This is a genomic window from Streptomyces sp. ISL-98, from assembly GCF_018614055.1.
GTDB classification, from domain to species: domain Bacteria; phylum Actinomycetota; class Actinomycetes; order Streptomycetales; family Streptomycetaceae; genus Streptomyces; species Streptomyces spiramyceticus.
The window spans coordinates 87,730-100,625 of record NZ_JAGGPB010000006.1; the positions used below are offsets into that span (position 1 = coordinate 87,730).

The 12,896-nt window shown below is 70.1% G+C and carries 17 protein-coding genes and 1 riboswitch; of the genes, 11 read left to right on the plus strand and 6 right to left on the minus strand.

Features of this window, described 5'->3' with window-relative positions; genetic code table 11:
* Positions 1–4: 4 nt before the first annotated feature.
* Positions 5–307 (minus strand): urease subunit gamma, encoded by a 303-nt coding sequence (locus J7I98_RS07285; RefSeq protein WP_214919763.1) that lies wholly within the window; start codon positions 305–307, stop codon positions 5–7.
* 369 nt (positions 308–676) lie between these two features.
* Here J7I98_RS07285 and J7I98_RS07290 point away from each other — a divergent pair, with 369 nt between their 5' ends.
* Positions 677–1,780, plus strand: coding sequence for an ABC transporter permease (locus J7I98_RS07290; protein WP_251020272.1), 1,104 nt, complete (start codon positions 677–679; stop codon positions 1,778–1,780).
* Positions 1,781–1,899: 119 nt separating this feature from the next.
* Here J7I98_RS07290 and J7I98_RS07295 read toward each other — a convergent pair whose 3' ends face one another.
* The gene (locus J7I98_RS07295; protein ID WP_214919764.1) at positions 1,900–2,181 is read right to left on the minus strand and encodes a type II toxin-antitoxin system Phd/YefM family antitoxin; all 282 of its coding nucleotides are present in this window, start codon (positions 2,179–2,181) and stop codon (positions 1,900–1,902) included.
* A 94-nt stretch (positions 2,182–2,275) separates the two neighbouring features.
* Between J7I98_RS07295 and J7I98_RS07300 the strand changes: the two genes are divergently transcribed.
* From J7I98_RS07300 to J7I98_RS07315, 4 genes are all read left to right on the plus strand, one after another.
* The gene (locus J7I98_RS07300) at positions 2,276–2,920 is read left to right on the plus strand and encodes an ATP-dependent Clp protease proteolytic subunit (protein ID WP_214919765.1); all 645 of its coding nucleotides are present in this window, start codon (positions 2,276–2,278) and stop codon (positions 2,918–2,920) included.
* A 7-nt stretch (positions 2,921–2,927) separates the two neighbouring features.
* Positions 2,928–3,236: a hypothetical protein gene (locus J7I98_RS07305; RefSeq protein WP_214919766.1), complete on the plus strand. Its 309-nt coding sequence runs from the start codon at positions 2,928–2,930 to the stop codon at positions 3,234–3,236.
* A gap of 313 nt (positions 3,237–3,549) precedes the next feature.
* Positions 3,550–3,731: riboswitch (cyclic di-AMP (ydaO/yuaA leader) on the plus strand.
* Between the two features lie 3 nt (positions 3,732–3,734).
* Positions 3,735–4,208, plus strand: coding sequence for a C40 family peptidase (locus tag J7I98_RS07310; protein ID WP_214919767.1), 474 nt, complete (start codon positions 3,735–3,737; stop codon positions 4,206–4,208).
* Between the two features lie 45 nt (positions 4,209–4,253).
* Complete coding sequence (locus tag J7I98_RS07315; protein ID WP_214919768.1) at positions 4,254–4,646, plus strand: VOC family protein; 393 nt, start codon at positions 4,254–4,256, stop codon at positions 4,644–4,646.
* Between the two features lie 90 nt (positions 4,647–4,736).
* Here J7I98_RS07315 and J7I98_RS07320 read toward each other — a convergent pair whose 3' ends face one another.
* Positions 4,737–5,195: an anti-sigma regulatory factor gene (locus J7I98_RS07320; RefSeq protein WP_214919769.1), complete on the minus strand. Its 459-nt coding sequence runs from the start codon at positions 5,193–5,195 to the stop codon at positions 4,737–4,739.
* 286 nt (positions 5,196–5,481) lie between these two features.
* Positions 5,482–6,693 (minus strand): 8-amino-7-oxononanoate synthase, encoded by a 1,212-nt coding sequence (locus J7I98_RS07325; RefSeq protein WP_214919770.1) that lies wholly within the window; start codon positions 6,691–6,693, stop codon positions 5,482–5,484.
* Positions 6,694–6,835: 142 nt separating this feature from the next.
* Between J7I98_RS07325 and bioB the strand changes: the two genes are divergently transcribed.
* From bioB to J7I98_RS07350, 5 genes are all read left to right on the plus strand, one after another.
* Complete coding sequence (gene bioB, locus J7I98_RS07330; RefSeq protein ID WP_214919771.1) at positions 6,836–7,990, plus strand: biotin synthase BioB; 1,155 nt, start codon at positions 6,836–6,838, stop codon at positions 7,988–7,990.
* Position 7,991: 1 nt separating this feature from the next.
* On the plus strand, positions 7,992–9,302 hold the full coding sequence (locus tag J7I98_RS07335) for an adenosylmethionine--8-amino-7-oxononanoate transaminase (RefSeq protein ID WP_214919879.1): 1,311 nt from the start codon (positions 7,992–7,994) through the stop codon (positions 9,300–9,302).
* Between the two features lie 159 nt (positions 9,303–9,461).
* Complete coding sequence (gene bioD / locus J7I98_RS07340; RefSeq protein WP_214919772.1) at positions 9,462–10,157, plus strand: dethiobiotin synthase; 696 nt, start codon at positions 9,462–9,464, stop codon at positions 10,155–10,157.
* Between the two features lie 31 nt (positions 10,158–10,188).
* On the plus strand, positions 10,189–10,551 hold the full coding sequence (locus J7I98_RS07345; RefSeq protein WP_214919773.1) for a VOC family protein: 363 nt from the start codon (positions 10,189–10,191) through the stop codon (positions 10,549–10,551).
* 39 nt (positions 10,552–10,590) lie between these two features.
* The gene (locus tag J7I98_RS07350) at positions 10,591–11,319 is read left to right on the plus strand and encodes a class I SAM-dependent methyltransferase (RefSeq protein WP_214919774.1); all 729 of its coding nucleotides are present in this window, start codon (positions 10,591–10,593) and stop codon (positions 11,317–11,319) included.
* A gap of 12 nt (positions 11,320–11,331) precedes the next feature.
* Here J7I98_RS07350 and J7I98_RS07355 read toward each other — a convergent pair whose 3' ends face one another.
* Together J7I98_RS07355 and J7I98_RS07360 are read right to left on the minus strand one after the other, a co-directional pair.
* The gene (locus tag J7I98_RS07355; protein WP_214919775.1) at positions 11,332–11,703 is read right to left on the minus strand and encodes a fic family toxin-antitoxin system, toxin component; all 372 of its coding nucleotides are present in this window, start codon (positions 11,701–11,703) and stop codon (positions 11,332–11,334) included.
* Entirely contained in the window at positions 11,700–11,927 is a 228-nt protein-coding gene (locus J7I98_RS07360; RefSeq protein WP_214910147.1) for an antitoxin, read from the minus strand. Before J7I98_RS07360 ends, J7I98_RS07355 begins: the two co-directional genes overlap by 4 nt.
* A 170-nt stretch (positions 11,928–12,097) precedes the next feature.
* On the opposite strand from J7I98_RS07360, the gene J7I98_RS07365 reads away from it, so the two are divergent.
* Positions 12,098–12,895: an ABC transporter ATP-binding protein gene (locus J7I98_RS07365; protein ID WP_214919776.1), complete on the plus strand. Its 798-nt coding sequence runs from the start codon at positions 12,098–12,100 to the stop codon at positions 12,893–12,895.
* The last annotated feature ends 1 nt before the right edge of the window (position 12,896 follow it).

The window sequence follows — 12,896 nt, forward strand, 5'->3', positions numbered from 1 at the left end:
CCCGTCAGGCGATCGGGTGGTGGACGGTGACGAGCTTGGTGCCGTCCGGGAAGGTCGCCTCGACCTGTACGTCGTGGATCATCTCGGGGATGCCTTCCATGACGTCGTCGCGGCTGAGCACTTTCCGGCCCGACGACATGAGTTCGGCGACGGTCCGGCCGTCGCGGGCGCCTTCCAGGATGTGCGAGGTGATGAGCGCGATCGTCTCGGGGTGATTGAGCTTCACCCCGCGCGCCCGGCGCTTCTCCGCGACGTCCGCCGCCACATGGATGAGCAGTCTTTCCTGCTCGTGCGGGGTCAGTTGCACGCGTCCCACCTCACAGTCCTCGCACCGGACCGCCCGGTCCGGCTGCCGCGGCCACCGCGACGGGATATAGATGTATCACGCACCCGTCTTGTGCCTTGATGACGCAGGCTAGTTGCGCGGAGTTTCGGCCGCGTTAACTGCGCCGCCCTCCGCCACATGAGTCATGGACGGCGATGGCGATCATGGTCCGGGAGCCTCGCTGCGCAGGGTCTCGGTCCACACTTGAAGGACCAGGCGCGGGAACGCGGGACGGTCGTCGATGCCCGGACTGCCTGTCCATCAGGATCCGGCCGAGCACCTGGGTCACGAGCTCGTGCGGCGGCGGAGGCGGGCTCGTCCGGGGGGCCGACTTTGGAAGCGAGGGGCACCATGTCCGCCGCACAGCGTGACGAACAGGACAACACACAGGGCACCGCGCAGGCCGACACCCAGGCCGATACCCAGGCCGTCGCACCGCCGCCCGCCCGTCGCCTGGTCGCGGTGATCGTCCTCGTCCCCGTCATCGTGGCCCTGGCCCTGTGGGCGTTCGCCTGGCCCGCCGCCCGCATCGCCCCGCGCGACCTTCCCGTCGGCGTCGCGGGCCCGGCGGCCGCGACCGCACCCCTTCAGCAGCGGTTCGAGGAGCGGGAAGGCGCCTTCGACGTACACCGCTACGACGATGCGGACGCCGCCCGTACGGCGATCGAGGACCGGGTCGTATACGGGGCCGTAGTTGTCACCCCGAAAGGCCCCGAGCTGCTGACCGCCTCCGCCGCGAGCCCCGTCGTCGCTCAGCTGCTGCGGGAGGCCGTGACCGCGCAGGCGCCGCCCGGCACGCAGGTGAAGGTCACGGATGTGGTGGCCGCCCCGGCCGCGGACCCGCGCGGCAGCGCGCTCGGCGCCAGTGTCCTGCCGCTGGCCATCACGGGCGTCGCGACCGGAGCCGTCGTCACGCTGGTGGGGCTGCGCGGGGCACGGGGCGCTCTCGCGCTGGTCGGGGGCTCCGCGCTGGTGGGCATCACCGCCGCCGGGATCGCGCACAGCTGGCTGGGCATCGTCACGGGCGGCTGGTGGGCCGAGGCGGGCGCGATCGGTCTGACCGTACTGGCCGTCGGATCGGCCGTTGCGGGCATCGCGGCCCTGGTCGGACGTGCGGGGATCGGCATCGGGGCGCTGCTGATCGTACTGCTCGGCAATTCGTTCTCGGGGGTGACGAGCGCGCCCCAGCTGTTGCCGGAGCCGGCCGGAGCGATCGGCCAGTGGCTGCCGCCGGGCGCGGGCGGGTCACTGCTGCGGTCGGTCGCCTTCTTCGACGGCCACGCCGCGCAGGGGCCGGTTCTCGCGCTCTGCCTGTGGGTCATGCTCGGCCTGGCCGCGGTCCTGGTGGGCGGGCGGCGGCGGCCGACAACACCCGCGGCGGGGGACGAGACCCCGGCGCCACGCACTCCGGAGCCGACCCCTGCCCCGGCTCCGCCTCCGGCCCCCGTGCGCTGACGGCACCGCAAAGCCGGCCGTGCGTCCCCGCTGTAGCGGACGGGGCGCACGTCCCCTTTCGTACGTACGGCAGATTTCGTACGTACGTACGGGCGGACGCGGAGGTCAGCCGGCGGCGGTCAGCTGTCGCGTGTGCCGCCGCGGTGCTCCGCCGCAATGCCGAAGCGGCGCCGTTCGCCCGGAGCGGACGGCGCCGAGCCGATCTCGGAGACGGAACTGATCACCGGATCCTCGGCCACCTCCTGCTCGCCCTCAAGTCGTTCCAGGTCAGCGGCGGAAACAAGCGCCACCAGCGGCTTCCCGTGACGCGTCACGACCACCCGCTCTCCGCCGTAGACGACACGGTTGATCAGTTCGGCGAGCTCTGCTCGGGCTTGCGTCACCGGAATCTCGTAGGCCATGCTCCCCATCATAACGGCCTGTACGTCCTGTACATTTTTTACAGATGCTCGGACCACGGTCATGCCCGAGGACCAATGAGGGAGAAGCACTGCCATGAACCGGCCTTCCACCCACAGCGCTCGCTACGTCCTGCCCGAATTCACCGAGCGCACCAGCACCGGAACCCGCACCCTCGATCCGTACTCCAAGCTGCTGGAAGAGCGGATCGTGTTCCTGGGTACGGCACTGGACGACACCGCCGCCAATGACGTGATGGCGCAGTTCATGCACCTCGAACACGCCGCGCCCGACCGGGACATCTCGCTCTACATCAACTCCCCCGGCGGCTCGTTCACCGCCATGTCGGCGATCTACGACACGATCCAGTTCGTCACCTGCGACGTAGAGACCATCTGCCTGGGCCAGGCCGCGTCCTCCGCCGCCGTGCTGCTCGCGGCCGGCTCACCGGGCAAGCGCCTCGCGCTGCCGGGAGCGCGGGTGGTCCTCAGCCAGCCGTCCACCGACGAGCCCGTGCACGGACAGCCGTCCGACCTGGAGATCGAGGCGCGCGAGCTGATGCGCATGAGGGAGCTGCTCGCCGAGCTGCTCGCGCGGCACACCGGGCAGAGCGGGGAGCGCGTCGACGCCGACATCGAGCGCGACAAGGTCTTCGACGCGGATGCGGCCCGGGCGTACGGCCTGGTGGACCACATCGTGCAGAGCCGCAAGGACACTTCCGCCTTCTCCGCCCCGAGGTGATCCCCGCATGCTGCTGCCCGAACTGCCGCCGCTGCCGGCCCTGACGCGCGCCGAGTGCGAGTTCATCGACCGCTATCTCGAAGTCGTCGATCTGGTGGGGCGGATCAATCCGGCGCACGGGGCCGACACTTACGGCGCCCTGCGCGCCGCACAGGCGCTCGCCGGGAAGGCCGCAGCACTGCGGGACGCGCTCACCGTGATGCACGAGCGGGGCGAGACCCGCCTCCATGCCGCCACCCTCGCCCGGGCACTGCGGGTGCTCGACGGGGAGCGGCGGGCGAGCCGGGTCACTGTGCCGCCGGCCGCCACGAGTTGACGGGGGTTCAGCCGACTGGCCCTGCCGAGTACGACACGCGACACCTCGAACGGCGTATTTACCGACTGTGCAGTCGTACTATCCGACTTGCGCATCACGCCTACACAAATGACGGAATGGGGCATTCCACCCCTGGTGCGAGGGTCGCCAGGCACCGACAACGATCGTCGAAAACGCCCCTGTCCACCCGAACGGGTCAGTCGTGAGGAGCCTCACATACGACCGTTTCTACTCGGAAATCCGGGTGTTCATGAGTCAAGATCCCTGGGACGACAAGCCCCCGCCACCGCGGCGGGGCGGTCCGGGCGGACGCTGAGTCCTGCCGCCGCTCCGGATGACTGGTCGACAGGAGTGCATCGGCAGGAGTGGAGGACCCAAGCAGGGCGGGGTGGCCGGACACGGTCGTCCCTTGGGGTGAAGCCGCGAAAGCGGCCGGGCATCTTCGCCTGTCCGAACCCGACAGGTCATCCTTCACAGGCGGCTGACGAAGGGTTGCGCATGACCGCGCACACGTATGTTCCGCACCTGCTCTCCCGGGCCGGGGCCGCCTCGGCTCTCACGCTCGCCACCATCGGCGGCACCATGCTGGCGCCGGGGGCCGCCACCGAGGCGCATGCCGCGTCGCATTCGACGAAGGCACTCAAGATTGCCGCATCGAAGAAGGGTGCCCCGTACATGCGCGGGGCAACGGGCCCGAACCGGTTCGACTGCTCGGGGCTGACGCTCTATTCGTTCAAGAAGGCCGGCAAGAGCCTGCCACGCACTGCGCAGTCCCAGTACAACAGGACGCGACACATCTCCGCCTCCGGCAGGCAGCCCGGCGACCTCGTCTTCTTCCATTACGGTCGCAGCGTCTACCACGTGGGCATCTACGCGGGCAACGGCAAGATCTGGCACTCCCCGAAGACCGGCTCCCACGTGAAGCTGGAGAGGATCTGGTCCAATTCCGTCTGGTACGGCCGGGTGCGCTGATCTAAATCATGTGAACTGCCTGACTATGAAGGTAAGTTGACCACCATGACCTTCATGAATCCGGTATGTCACATCACCTTCGACGCCCACGACCCCTACGCCATTGCCGAGTTCTGGTCCGCGCTCACCGGTTACAAGGTGAGCAAGGAGGACGCTCCGGGCGACGACGAAGTGCTGATCGAATCGGATCAGCCCGGCGTCCCCGGACTGCTGTTCATCCGTGTCCCCGAGGGCAAAAGCGTCAAGAACCGCATCCACCTCGACATCCAGCCGCCGAACGGCACGCGGGATGCCGAGGTGGAGCGGCTCGCGGAGCTCGGCGCGAAGATCATCAGCGATCAGCGCAAAGCGGAGGGCCTCGGCTGGGTCGTCATGGCCGATCCCGAGGGCAATGAATTCTGTGTCGAGCGCAGCGCGATGGAGCGCGGCCTCGTCTGAGGAGGCCCTGCCGACAGGACCTGGGGCGACCCCGGCGGTGGTGTGCACGCCGCCGGGGTATGCCTGGCGTGGGCCATCACTGGCGGACCGTTACTGCTTGACTGTTACTGCTTGACCGTTACTGCTTGACGGGGCGTTCCAGGGGAGCGCGATCCACACCGTCTTGCCGCCCTCCTGCGTGGGCTGGACGCTCAGCCGGCCGCCGCACTCCAGGGTGAGACAGCGGATGATCACTATGCCGCGCCCGTTGTCCTGCTGGACGGCGGCGGGCAACCGTTTCGGCCACCGGGGGTGGCTGTCTGTGACGCCGATGCGCAACCTCTCGTCCCGGTCCAGTTGTACGTCCACGGTGAAGGTGGGCGACTGGCCGAAAGTGTGCTGGACGGCATTTGTTGCCAGCTCTGAAACGATAAGCCGAACGGTATCGGCGGCATCGGAGTCGGGGGGCATCCCCCACTCGCCGAGAATCTCGGCGACGTATCTCCGTGCCGCTGAGACCGAGGCCGGCTCGCTCGGCAGAGTGACGGATACTTCCTGGTGGTCTGCCATGGCGACGCTGTCCCTTTCCCACCGGGGCCGGACTCCGACTCGTGGCGGATTAGCTTCGAGGGCGGCCTCGGATTGCGCTCCGCGCCAGAGTGCCACTCATGGCGCCGTCATAGGGGGCGATCCCCCAAGATATGCAGATATCTGTCGCTCGAAGCGGTGAACTCTGCTACGCGAGAACGTATTTGGGCGGCGCATTGGTGGGGCGCATATCAAGTCATGAAACAGCAGTTGAGGCAGTTGCTCGCGGTGGCGAGAATGTCTCATGTCCGTTTAGACATCCTGCATTTCATCGCGCGCCATCACCATTATCTTCTCCCTTTCGAACATTGCTGATCCGAATGTGATTGTTCCCGACCACGGGCGCGGTCCGCAGGACCGTGGCGACCGCCTGCTCGATCTGCTGGTCCGTGAGGTCCGCCCTGGCAGTGAGCCTGAGGCGGGAGATCCCGTCCGGCACCGACGGGGGCCGGAAGCAGCCCACGGCAAGCCCCGCCTCGCGGCAGTCGGCGGCCCACCGCACCGCCGCCTCCGGCGAGGGCGCCAGGACCGACACCACAGCGGCGTCCGGGCGTACGGCGGACAGACCGGCGTCGGTCAGTCCCCGGTGCAGCGAGGCCGCGACGGTACGGGCCCGGGCGGCGAGCCCCGGCTCGCGGCGCAGCAGCCGTACGCTCGCCAGCGCCGCGCCGGCTGCGGCCGGTGCCAGACCCGTGTCGAAGATGAACGTACGGGCTGTGTTGACGAGGTGGTCGATGACCCGGGCCGGGCCGAGGACCGCTCCGCCCTGGCTGCCCAGGGACTTGGACAGGGTCAGCGTGGCGACGACACCGTCCGCACCGGCCAGGCCCGCCGCGTCCAGCGCGCCCCTGCCGCCGTCGCCGAGGACCCCGAGCCCGTGGGCGTCGTCGACGACGAGGGCCGCGCCGTGGGCGCGGCAGGCCTCCGCCAGCTCCGGCAGCGGCGCCGCGTCGCCGTCGACCGAGAAGACCGAGTCGGTGACGGCGAGCGCCCGCCCGTCGTGCGCGTCGAGCGTCTTGCGTACGGCATCGGGGTCGGCATGCGGCACGACCGCCGTGTCGGCGCGCGAGAGGCGGCAGCCGTCGACGATCGAGGCGTGGTTGAGGGCGTCGGAGACGATCAGCGAGCCGTGGCCGCTGAGCGCGGTGAGGGCGGCGAGGTTGGCGGCGTAACCAGAGGAGAGGACGAGTGCGGCCTCGAAGCCGCAGAAATCGGCCAGCTCCCGCTCCAGTTCGGCGTGCAGGGCGGTGCTGCCGGTGACGAGCCGCGAGCCGGTGGCTCCCGCGCCCCAGCGGCGGGCGGCGTCGGCCGCGGCGGAGGTGACCTCGGGGCGGCGGGTCAGGCCGAGGTAGTCGTTGCTCGCCAGATCGAGGACGGCGGACTCGGCGGGGCGCGGACGCAGGGTCCTGACGAGCCCGGCCCTGTCGCGCAGCCGCGCCTGCTCGTCGATCCAGTCGAACGGTCCCGGTCCCTGGGGCATGGATGAGTCCCTTTGTAGGCAGCCCACAGACACTAGCCGGGCTCGTCCGAGGTCATGATGTGGCAATACCCACACCTCGATGGGCCGCTCTTGTGCAATTCCTCCTTGGCCACAGGTGGTGCGGTAGGCCAGGATCGGCGCCATGGACCTGCTGAACACGCTGGTGGACAAGGGGCTGCGGCGCGAACTGCCGACCCGCGAAGAGGCGCTCGCCGTACTGGCGACCTCCGACGACGAGCTGCTCGATGTGGTGGCCGCGGCCGGAAAGGTACGCCGCCAGTGGTTCGGACGGCGGGTGAAACTCAACTATCTGGTCAATCTGAAGTCCGGTCTGTGCCCCGAGGACTGCTCGTACTGCTCGCAGCGCCTCGGCTCCAAGGCCGAGATTCTCAAGTACACATGGCTGAAGCCCGACGAGGCGTCACAGGCGGCGGCCGCGGGGGTCGCGGGCGGCGCGAAGCGCGTGTGCCTGGTCGCGAGCGGGCGCGGGCCGACGGACCGGGACGTCGACCGGGTCTCGAAGACCATCGAGGCGATCAAGGAACAGAACGAGGACGTCGAGGTCTGTGCCTGCCTCGGCCTGCTGTCCGACGGACAGGCCGAACGGCTGCGGGCGGCCGGCGCGGACGCGTACAACCACAACCTGAACACGTCCGAGGCGACGTACGGCGACATCACCACCACCCACACCTACGCCGACCGTGTCGAGACCGTCCAGCAGGCGCAGGCAGCGGGCATGTCCGCGTGCTCCGGACTGATCGCGGGCATGGGCGAGACGGACGCGGATCTCGTCGACGTCGTCTTCGCGCTGCGCGACCTCGACCCCGACTCGGTGCCGGTGAACTTCCTGATCCCCTTCGAGGGGACGCCGCTCGCCAAGGAGTGGAACCTGACGCCGCAGCGGGCGCTGCGCATCCTCGCGATGGTGCGGTTCGTCTGCCCGGACGTGGAAGTCCGGCTCGCGGGCGGGCGCGAGGTGCATCTGCGCACGATGCAGCCGCTCGCGCTGCACCTGGTCAACTCGATCTTCCTCGGTGACTACCTCACCAGTGAGGGCCAGGCCGGCCAGGCCGACCTGGAGATGATCGCCGACGCCGGCTTCGAGGTGGAGGGCACGGACACGACGACGCTGCCCGAGCACCGGGCGGCCGGCGGCGGCTGCGGCTCGGTGTGCGGTGACGAGGCGTCCGGAACGTGCGGCGACGAGCAGGCGGCCGCTGCGGCGCCTGAAGCCCGTACGGACCTCGTGTCGGTACGCCGAAGGGGTGCGGGGACGGATATCGCCCCCAATGCCTGACATGTTCGAGTCGCTCAGCCCCACCGAACTGCTCCGGCTCGACCGGGAACACGTCTGGCATCCGTACGGTCCGATGCCGGGCCGTGCCGAGCCGCTGCTCGTCGAATCCGCGTCCGGCGTACGGCTGCGACTCGGCCGGCCCGCGCACGGGCAGGACGAGCTGATCGACGGCATGTCGTCCTGGTGGTCGGCGATCCACGGCTACAACCACCCGGTCATCAACGAGGCGGCGCGCGGCCAGCTGGACCGGATGAGCCATGTGATGTTCGGCGGGCTCACCCACGAGCCCGCCGTGCGGCTCGCCGCCAAGCTCGTGGAGATCACCCCGGAACCGCTCCGGCATGTCTTCCTCGCCGACTCCGGATCGGTGTCGGTCGAGGTCGCCGTCAAGATGTGCCTCCAGTACTGGCGTTCGGTGGGCCGCCCGGGCAAGCAGCGCCTGCTGACCTGGCGCGGCGGCTACCACGGCGACACCTGGCAGCCGATGTCGGTGTGCGACCCCAAGGGCGGGATGCACGAGCTGTGGCAGGGGGTGCTGCCGCGCCAGATCTTCGCGGACGCGCCGCCGGCCGGATTCTCCGAATTCTCCGAGTCGTACGCCGACCACCTCCGCGCGCTCGTCGCCCGGCACGCGGACGAACTGGCCGCGGTGATCGTGGAGCCGGTCGTGCAGGGCGCGGGCGGCATGCGCTTCCACTCCCCCGCGTATCTGCGGGTGCTGCGCGAGGCGTGCGACGAACACGGCGTGCTGCTGATCTTCGACGAGATCGCGACCGGCTTCGGCCGTACGGGCACGCTGTTCGCATCGGAGCACGCGGGCGTCTCACCCGATGTTCTGTGCCTCGGCAAGGCGCTGACCGGCGGCTACCTGACGATGGCGGCGACGCTGTGCACGTCCGCAGTGGCCGAAGGCATCTCGCGCGGCGAACTCCCCGTCCTGGCCCACGGCCCGACATTCATGGGCAATCCGCTCGCGGCGGCGGTTGCCTGCGCGTCGATCGACCTGCTGCTCGGCCAGGACTGGGCGCGCGAGGTCAAGCGCATCGAAGCCGGCCTGCGGGAGGGCCTGGCGGAGGCGGCGGAGCTGCCGGGAGTGCGGGACGTACGGGTGCTGGGCGCGATCGCCGTCGTACAGCTGGACCGCGCTCTTGACGAGGCGGCCATGGCGGCTGCGACGCGGGCGGCGGTGCGGGAGGGCGTGTGGCTGCGCCCGTTCCGCGACTTGATCTACACGATGCCGCCGTACGTCACAACTGACGCGGACCTGGCCCGCGTATGCGGGGCGGTACGGGCGGCGGCGTCGGTTGCGTGACGGCGGGGTGGTTTCTTTCCCCACCCCGCCCCTTCCCGAAGTCCTCACGGGGGGCTGGGGGCTTGCCCCCAGTTTCGGGAAGGGGCGGGGTGGGGGAACAAATTGACCCTCGCGCAGCCACCGGCCAGGGACGGAAGCACGCAACTACCAGGAGCACGCATGCCCATCATCGTCGTCACAGGAACCGGCACCGAGATCGGTAAGACCATCGTCACGGCCGCCGTAGCCACCCTCGCCCGCGCAGCCAACCGCACCGTCGCCGTACTGAAGCCCGCCCAAACCGGCCTCGCCTCCGGCGAACCGGGCGGAGACGCCGACGAGGTGGTGCGCCTCGCGGGCACCGGCGTGCGCGGAGTCGAACTCGCCCGGTTCCCCGACCCCCTCGCCCCCGCCACCGCCGCCCGCCGCGCCGCCCTGCCGCCCGTGCGTCCGCACGACATCGCCGAGGCGGCCGAGAAGCTGGCCGCCGAGCACGACCTCGTCCTCGTCGAAGGCGCCGGCGGCCTCCTCGTCCGCTTCGACGACGACGGCGCGACCCTCGCCGACGCCGCCCGCCTCCTCGACGCGCCCGTACTCGTCGTCACCCCCGCCGCCCTCGGCACGCTCAACTCGACCGCGCTGACCGCCGAAGCCCTGCGCGCCCGCGAACTGGAGCTCCTCGGCGTGGTCGTCGGCAGCTGGCCCACCCACCCCGATCTGGCCGAGCGGTGCAATCTGACGGACCTGCCCGAAGCCGCGGGAGCCCCGCTGCTCGGAGCCGTCCCCGAGGGAGCCGGAGCCCTGGCACCCGCCGACTTCCGTACCCGCGCCGCGACCTGGCTCGCGCCGCCCCTCGGCGGCACCTGGCGCGCATAGGCTGCGCCACGCTGCGCGTACGCTGACCGCCATGCGAGCACGTGTCGACGAGATTGTCTTCGATTGCGCAGATCCGGCCGCTCTGGTCCGGTTCTGGGCCGCCCTGCTCGGCGGCGACCCGGAGGACCGCAGTCCGGACTGGTCGTACATCGATCCGCCCGGATTCACCCGGCTCGCCTTCCAGCGCGTACCCGAGGGAAAGACGGTCAAGAACCGTCTCCACCTGGATCTGGACGCCGGCGACATCGCCTCCGCCACGGCCGAGGCGGAACGGCTCGGGGCGACCAGAAGCGGCGGCATCGTCACCGATGCGCAAGGTTCTTTCCAGGTGCTCCTCGACCCCGAAGGCAACGAGTTCTGCTTCGTGAGCGGCGTATCGGGTCCTACGGGGTAAGAATCGCGGTATCCGTCCGCCCGCCGGAGGAGGTCCGCGATGCCACTGCGCCGCAGCAAGGTGCCCCGGGACGCCGTGCACCATCCCCTTTTCGCCCGGTTCTACGCCCGCATCAGCGTGGTGGCCGACCTCAGAGGCGGGGTGGCAGCGCACCGCACCGAGCTGCTGTCCGGCCTCTCGGGGCGGGTCATCGAGATCGGCGCGGGCAACGGGCTGAACTTCGCGCACTACCCGTCGGCCGTCTCCGAGGTCGTGGCCATCGAACCGGAGCGCAGCCTGCGCCAGTTGGCCGTGCAGGCCGCCCTGGACGCCGACGTCCCGGTGGACGTCGTGCCGGGCGCCGCGGAGGCGCTGCCGGTCAAGAGCGAGGCGTACGACGCGGCGGTGGTGTCGCTGGTGCTGTGCAGCGTACGAGACGTTCCGCGCGCGCTCTCCGAGATCAGGCGTGTGCTGCGGCCAGGCGGCGAACTGCGCTTCTTCGAGCACGGACGAGGCGAGGGCAGAGCCATGGTGGCCGTCCAGCGCGCGCTGGACCGCACCGTATGGCCCGTCCTTTTCGGCGGCTGTCACACGGCGCGCGACCCGATGGCGGAAATCCGGGCGGCCGGCTTCGGGATCGAGGCCTGCCGACGATTGTTCGTACCGGAGCAGGGCGTCAAGCTGCCGTCGTCGCCCTGCGTGCTGGGCGTGGCGCGCAAGCCCATGGAGACGATGGAGACGGATGACACCGGTGACACGCATGGAACCGGTGACACGGACGCCGCATAGTGACGCCGCCCGTCACAGACTCCACTGGCGAAGCTCTTCGGCGATGGCGTGCACATCGGCCTTGCCGTCCTTCACCAGCCGGGCCAAGTCCCGCACCTGCTCGGGCGAGGTGATGACCTTGAGGCCGCAGGCGACGAGGTAGCCGTAGGCGACGGCCGAGGCGAACATCGCGTTCGAGCGTTCCAGGGCCGGGACATGGAGCAGCAGTTGAAGCAGGGCGGCGGCGCGCGCGTGCGGATCGCTGTAGACCGGGATGCCGAATATTTCCGCCTCGTGCCGGGCGACGGCGGCGACGAGCGCGCCCCAGTCGACGACCTGCGGGTCACCCGGGGTCTTGTGTTCGGCGATCATGAGGAGCCAGGCGAGGTCGATCTTGAGGGTCAACGCTTGCCTTCGCGCTCCGTGCCGAACTCCTCGGCGAACACCGACTCGTACTGCTTCATGAAGTCGGACGCGGCCTCCACGAAGGTACGTCCCACCTCCCCCGCGTCCTGTCTGACGAGCTCCTCGATGTAGCGGTTCACGCTCATCCCGCGTTGGAGGGCCCGCTGTCGTGCGGCCTCCGCGGTGGTCTCGTCCACTCGTACGTTCAGCTGGGTCTTCGCCACACCATCAAGCTAGCGCGGCAGCGCTAGCACCGGCAAGAGGGCGCACACCCCTTGGCCCTTACACGGGCCCGTCCGAGCCCACCCAACGACGGATACCGGCGACGGCCCGCGCGCCTTACTCTCGGCAGTTGTACGGGAGTCGGCTCGGCCAACAACCCCGGGAGGCCGCCTTGTCCACACCTGCAACAGCACGCGCCGACGGGCCCGCGCCCGGCGAGGACCTGGTCGCGGCGCGTGCGCGTGGGCTCACGAAGGCGTACGGGGCGGGCGAGACGACCGTACTCGCCCTGGACTCCGTGGACGTCGACATCGCGCGCGGCCGGTTCACCGCGGTGATGGGCCCGTCCGGGTCGGGAAAGTCCACGCTGATGCACTGCCTGGCCGGGCTCGACACGGTCTCCGCAGGGCAGGTGTGGCTGGGCGGCACCGAGCTGACGGGTCTCAGGGACCGCGAACTGACGCGGCTGCGGCGGGACAAGATCGGCTTCATGTTCCAGTCCTTCAACCTGCTGCCCACGCTCTCCGCGGCCGAGAACATCACGCTCCCCATGGACATCGCCGGACGCAAACCCGACGGCGAATGGCTGGAGCGGGTGATCGACACGCTGGGGCTGCGCGACCGGCTGAAGCACCGCCCGTCCCAGCTGTCCGGCGGTCAGCAGCAGCGGGTGGCCTGCGCGCGTGCGCTCGCCTCCCGGCCCGAGCTGATCTTCGCCGACGAGCCGACCGGCAACCTCGACTCGCGGGCGGGCGCCGAAGTGCTGGCGTTCCTGCGCGAGGCGGTCGACCGGCTCGACCAGACGGTCGTGATGGTGACGCACGATCCGGTGGCCGCCGTCTATGCCGACCTGGTGCTCTTCCTCGGCGACGGGCGGATCGTCGACAACATGCCCGCGCCCACGGCCGAAGCGGTCCTGGAACGCATGCGCCTGTTCTCCGGGGGACGCCCCCAGGGAACCGAGGGCTGAG

Coding starts and splice junctions, on each gene's coding strand:
- J7I98_RS07295 (WP_214919764.1), bottom strand. CDS start 2,181: ATGGCCTACGAGATTCCGGTGACGCAAGCCCGAGCAGAGCTCGCCGAA.
- J7I98_RS07305 (WP_214919766.1), top strand. CDS start 2,928: ATGCTGCTGCCCGAACTGCCGCCGCTGCCGGCCCTGACGCGCGCCGAG.
- J7I98_RS07310 (WP_214919767.1), top strand. CDS start 3,735: ATGACCGCGCACACGTATGTTCCGCACCTGCTCTCCCGGGCCGGGGCC.
- J7I98_RS07320 (WP_214919769.1), bottom strand. CDS start 5,195: ATGGCAGACCACCAGGAAGTATCCGTCACTCTGCCGAGCGAGCCGGCC.
- J7I98_RS07350 (WP_214919774.1), top strand. CDS start 10,591: ATGCCACTGCGCCGCAGCAAGGTGCCCCGGGACGCCGTGCACCATCCC.
- J7I98_RS07325 (WP_214919770.1), bottom strand. CDS start 6,693: ATGCCCCAGGGACCGGGACCGTTCGACTGGATCGACGAGCAGGCGCGG.
- J7I98_RS07335 (WP_214919879.1), top strand. CDS start 7,992: ATGTTCGAGTCGCTCAGCCCCACCGAACTGCTCCGGCTCGACCGGGAA.
- J7I98_RS07315 (WP_214919768.1), top strand. CDS start 4,254: ATGACCTTCATGAATCCGGTATGTCACATCACCTTCGACGCCCACGAC.
- J7I98_RS07290 (WP_251020272.1), top strand. CDS start 677: ATGTCCGCCGCACAGCGTGACGAACAGGACAACACACAGGGCACCGCG.
- J7I98_RS07300 (WP_214919765.1), top strand. CDS start 2,276: ATGAACCGGCCTTCCACCCACAGCGCTCGCTACGTCCTGCCCGAATTC.
- bioB (WP_214919771.1), top strand. CDS start 6,836: ATGGACCTGCTGAACACGCTGGTGGACAAGGGGCTGCGGCGCGAACTG.
- J7I98_RS07345 (WP_214919773.1), top strand. CDS start 10,189: ATGCGAGCACGTGTCGACGAGATTGTCTTCGATTGCGCAGATCCGGCC.
- bioD (WP_214919772.1), top strand. CDS start 9,462: ATGCCCATCATCGTCGTCACAGGAACCGGCACCGAGATCGGTAAGACC.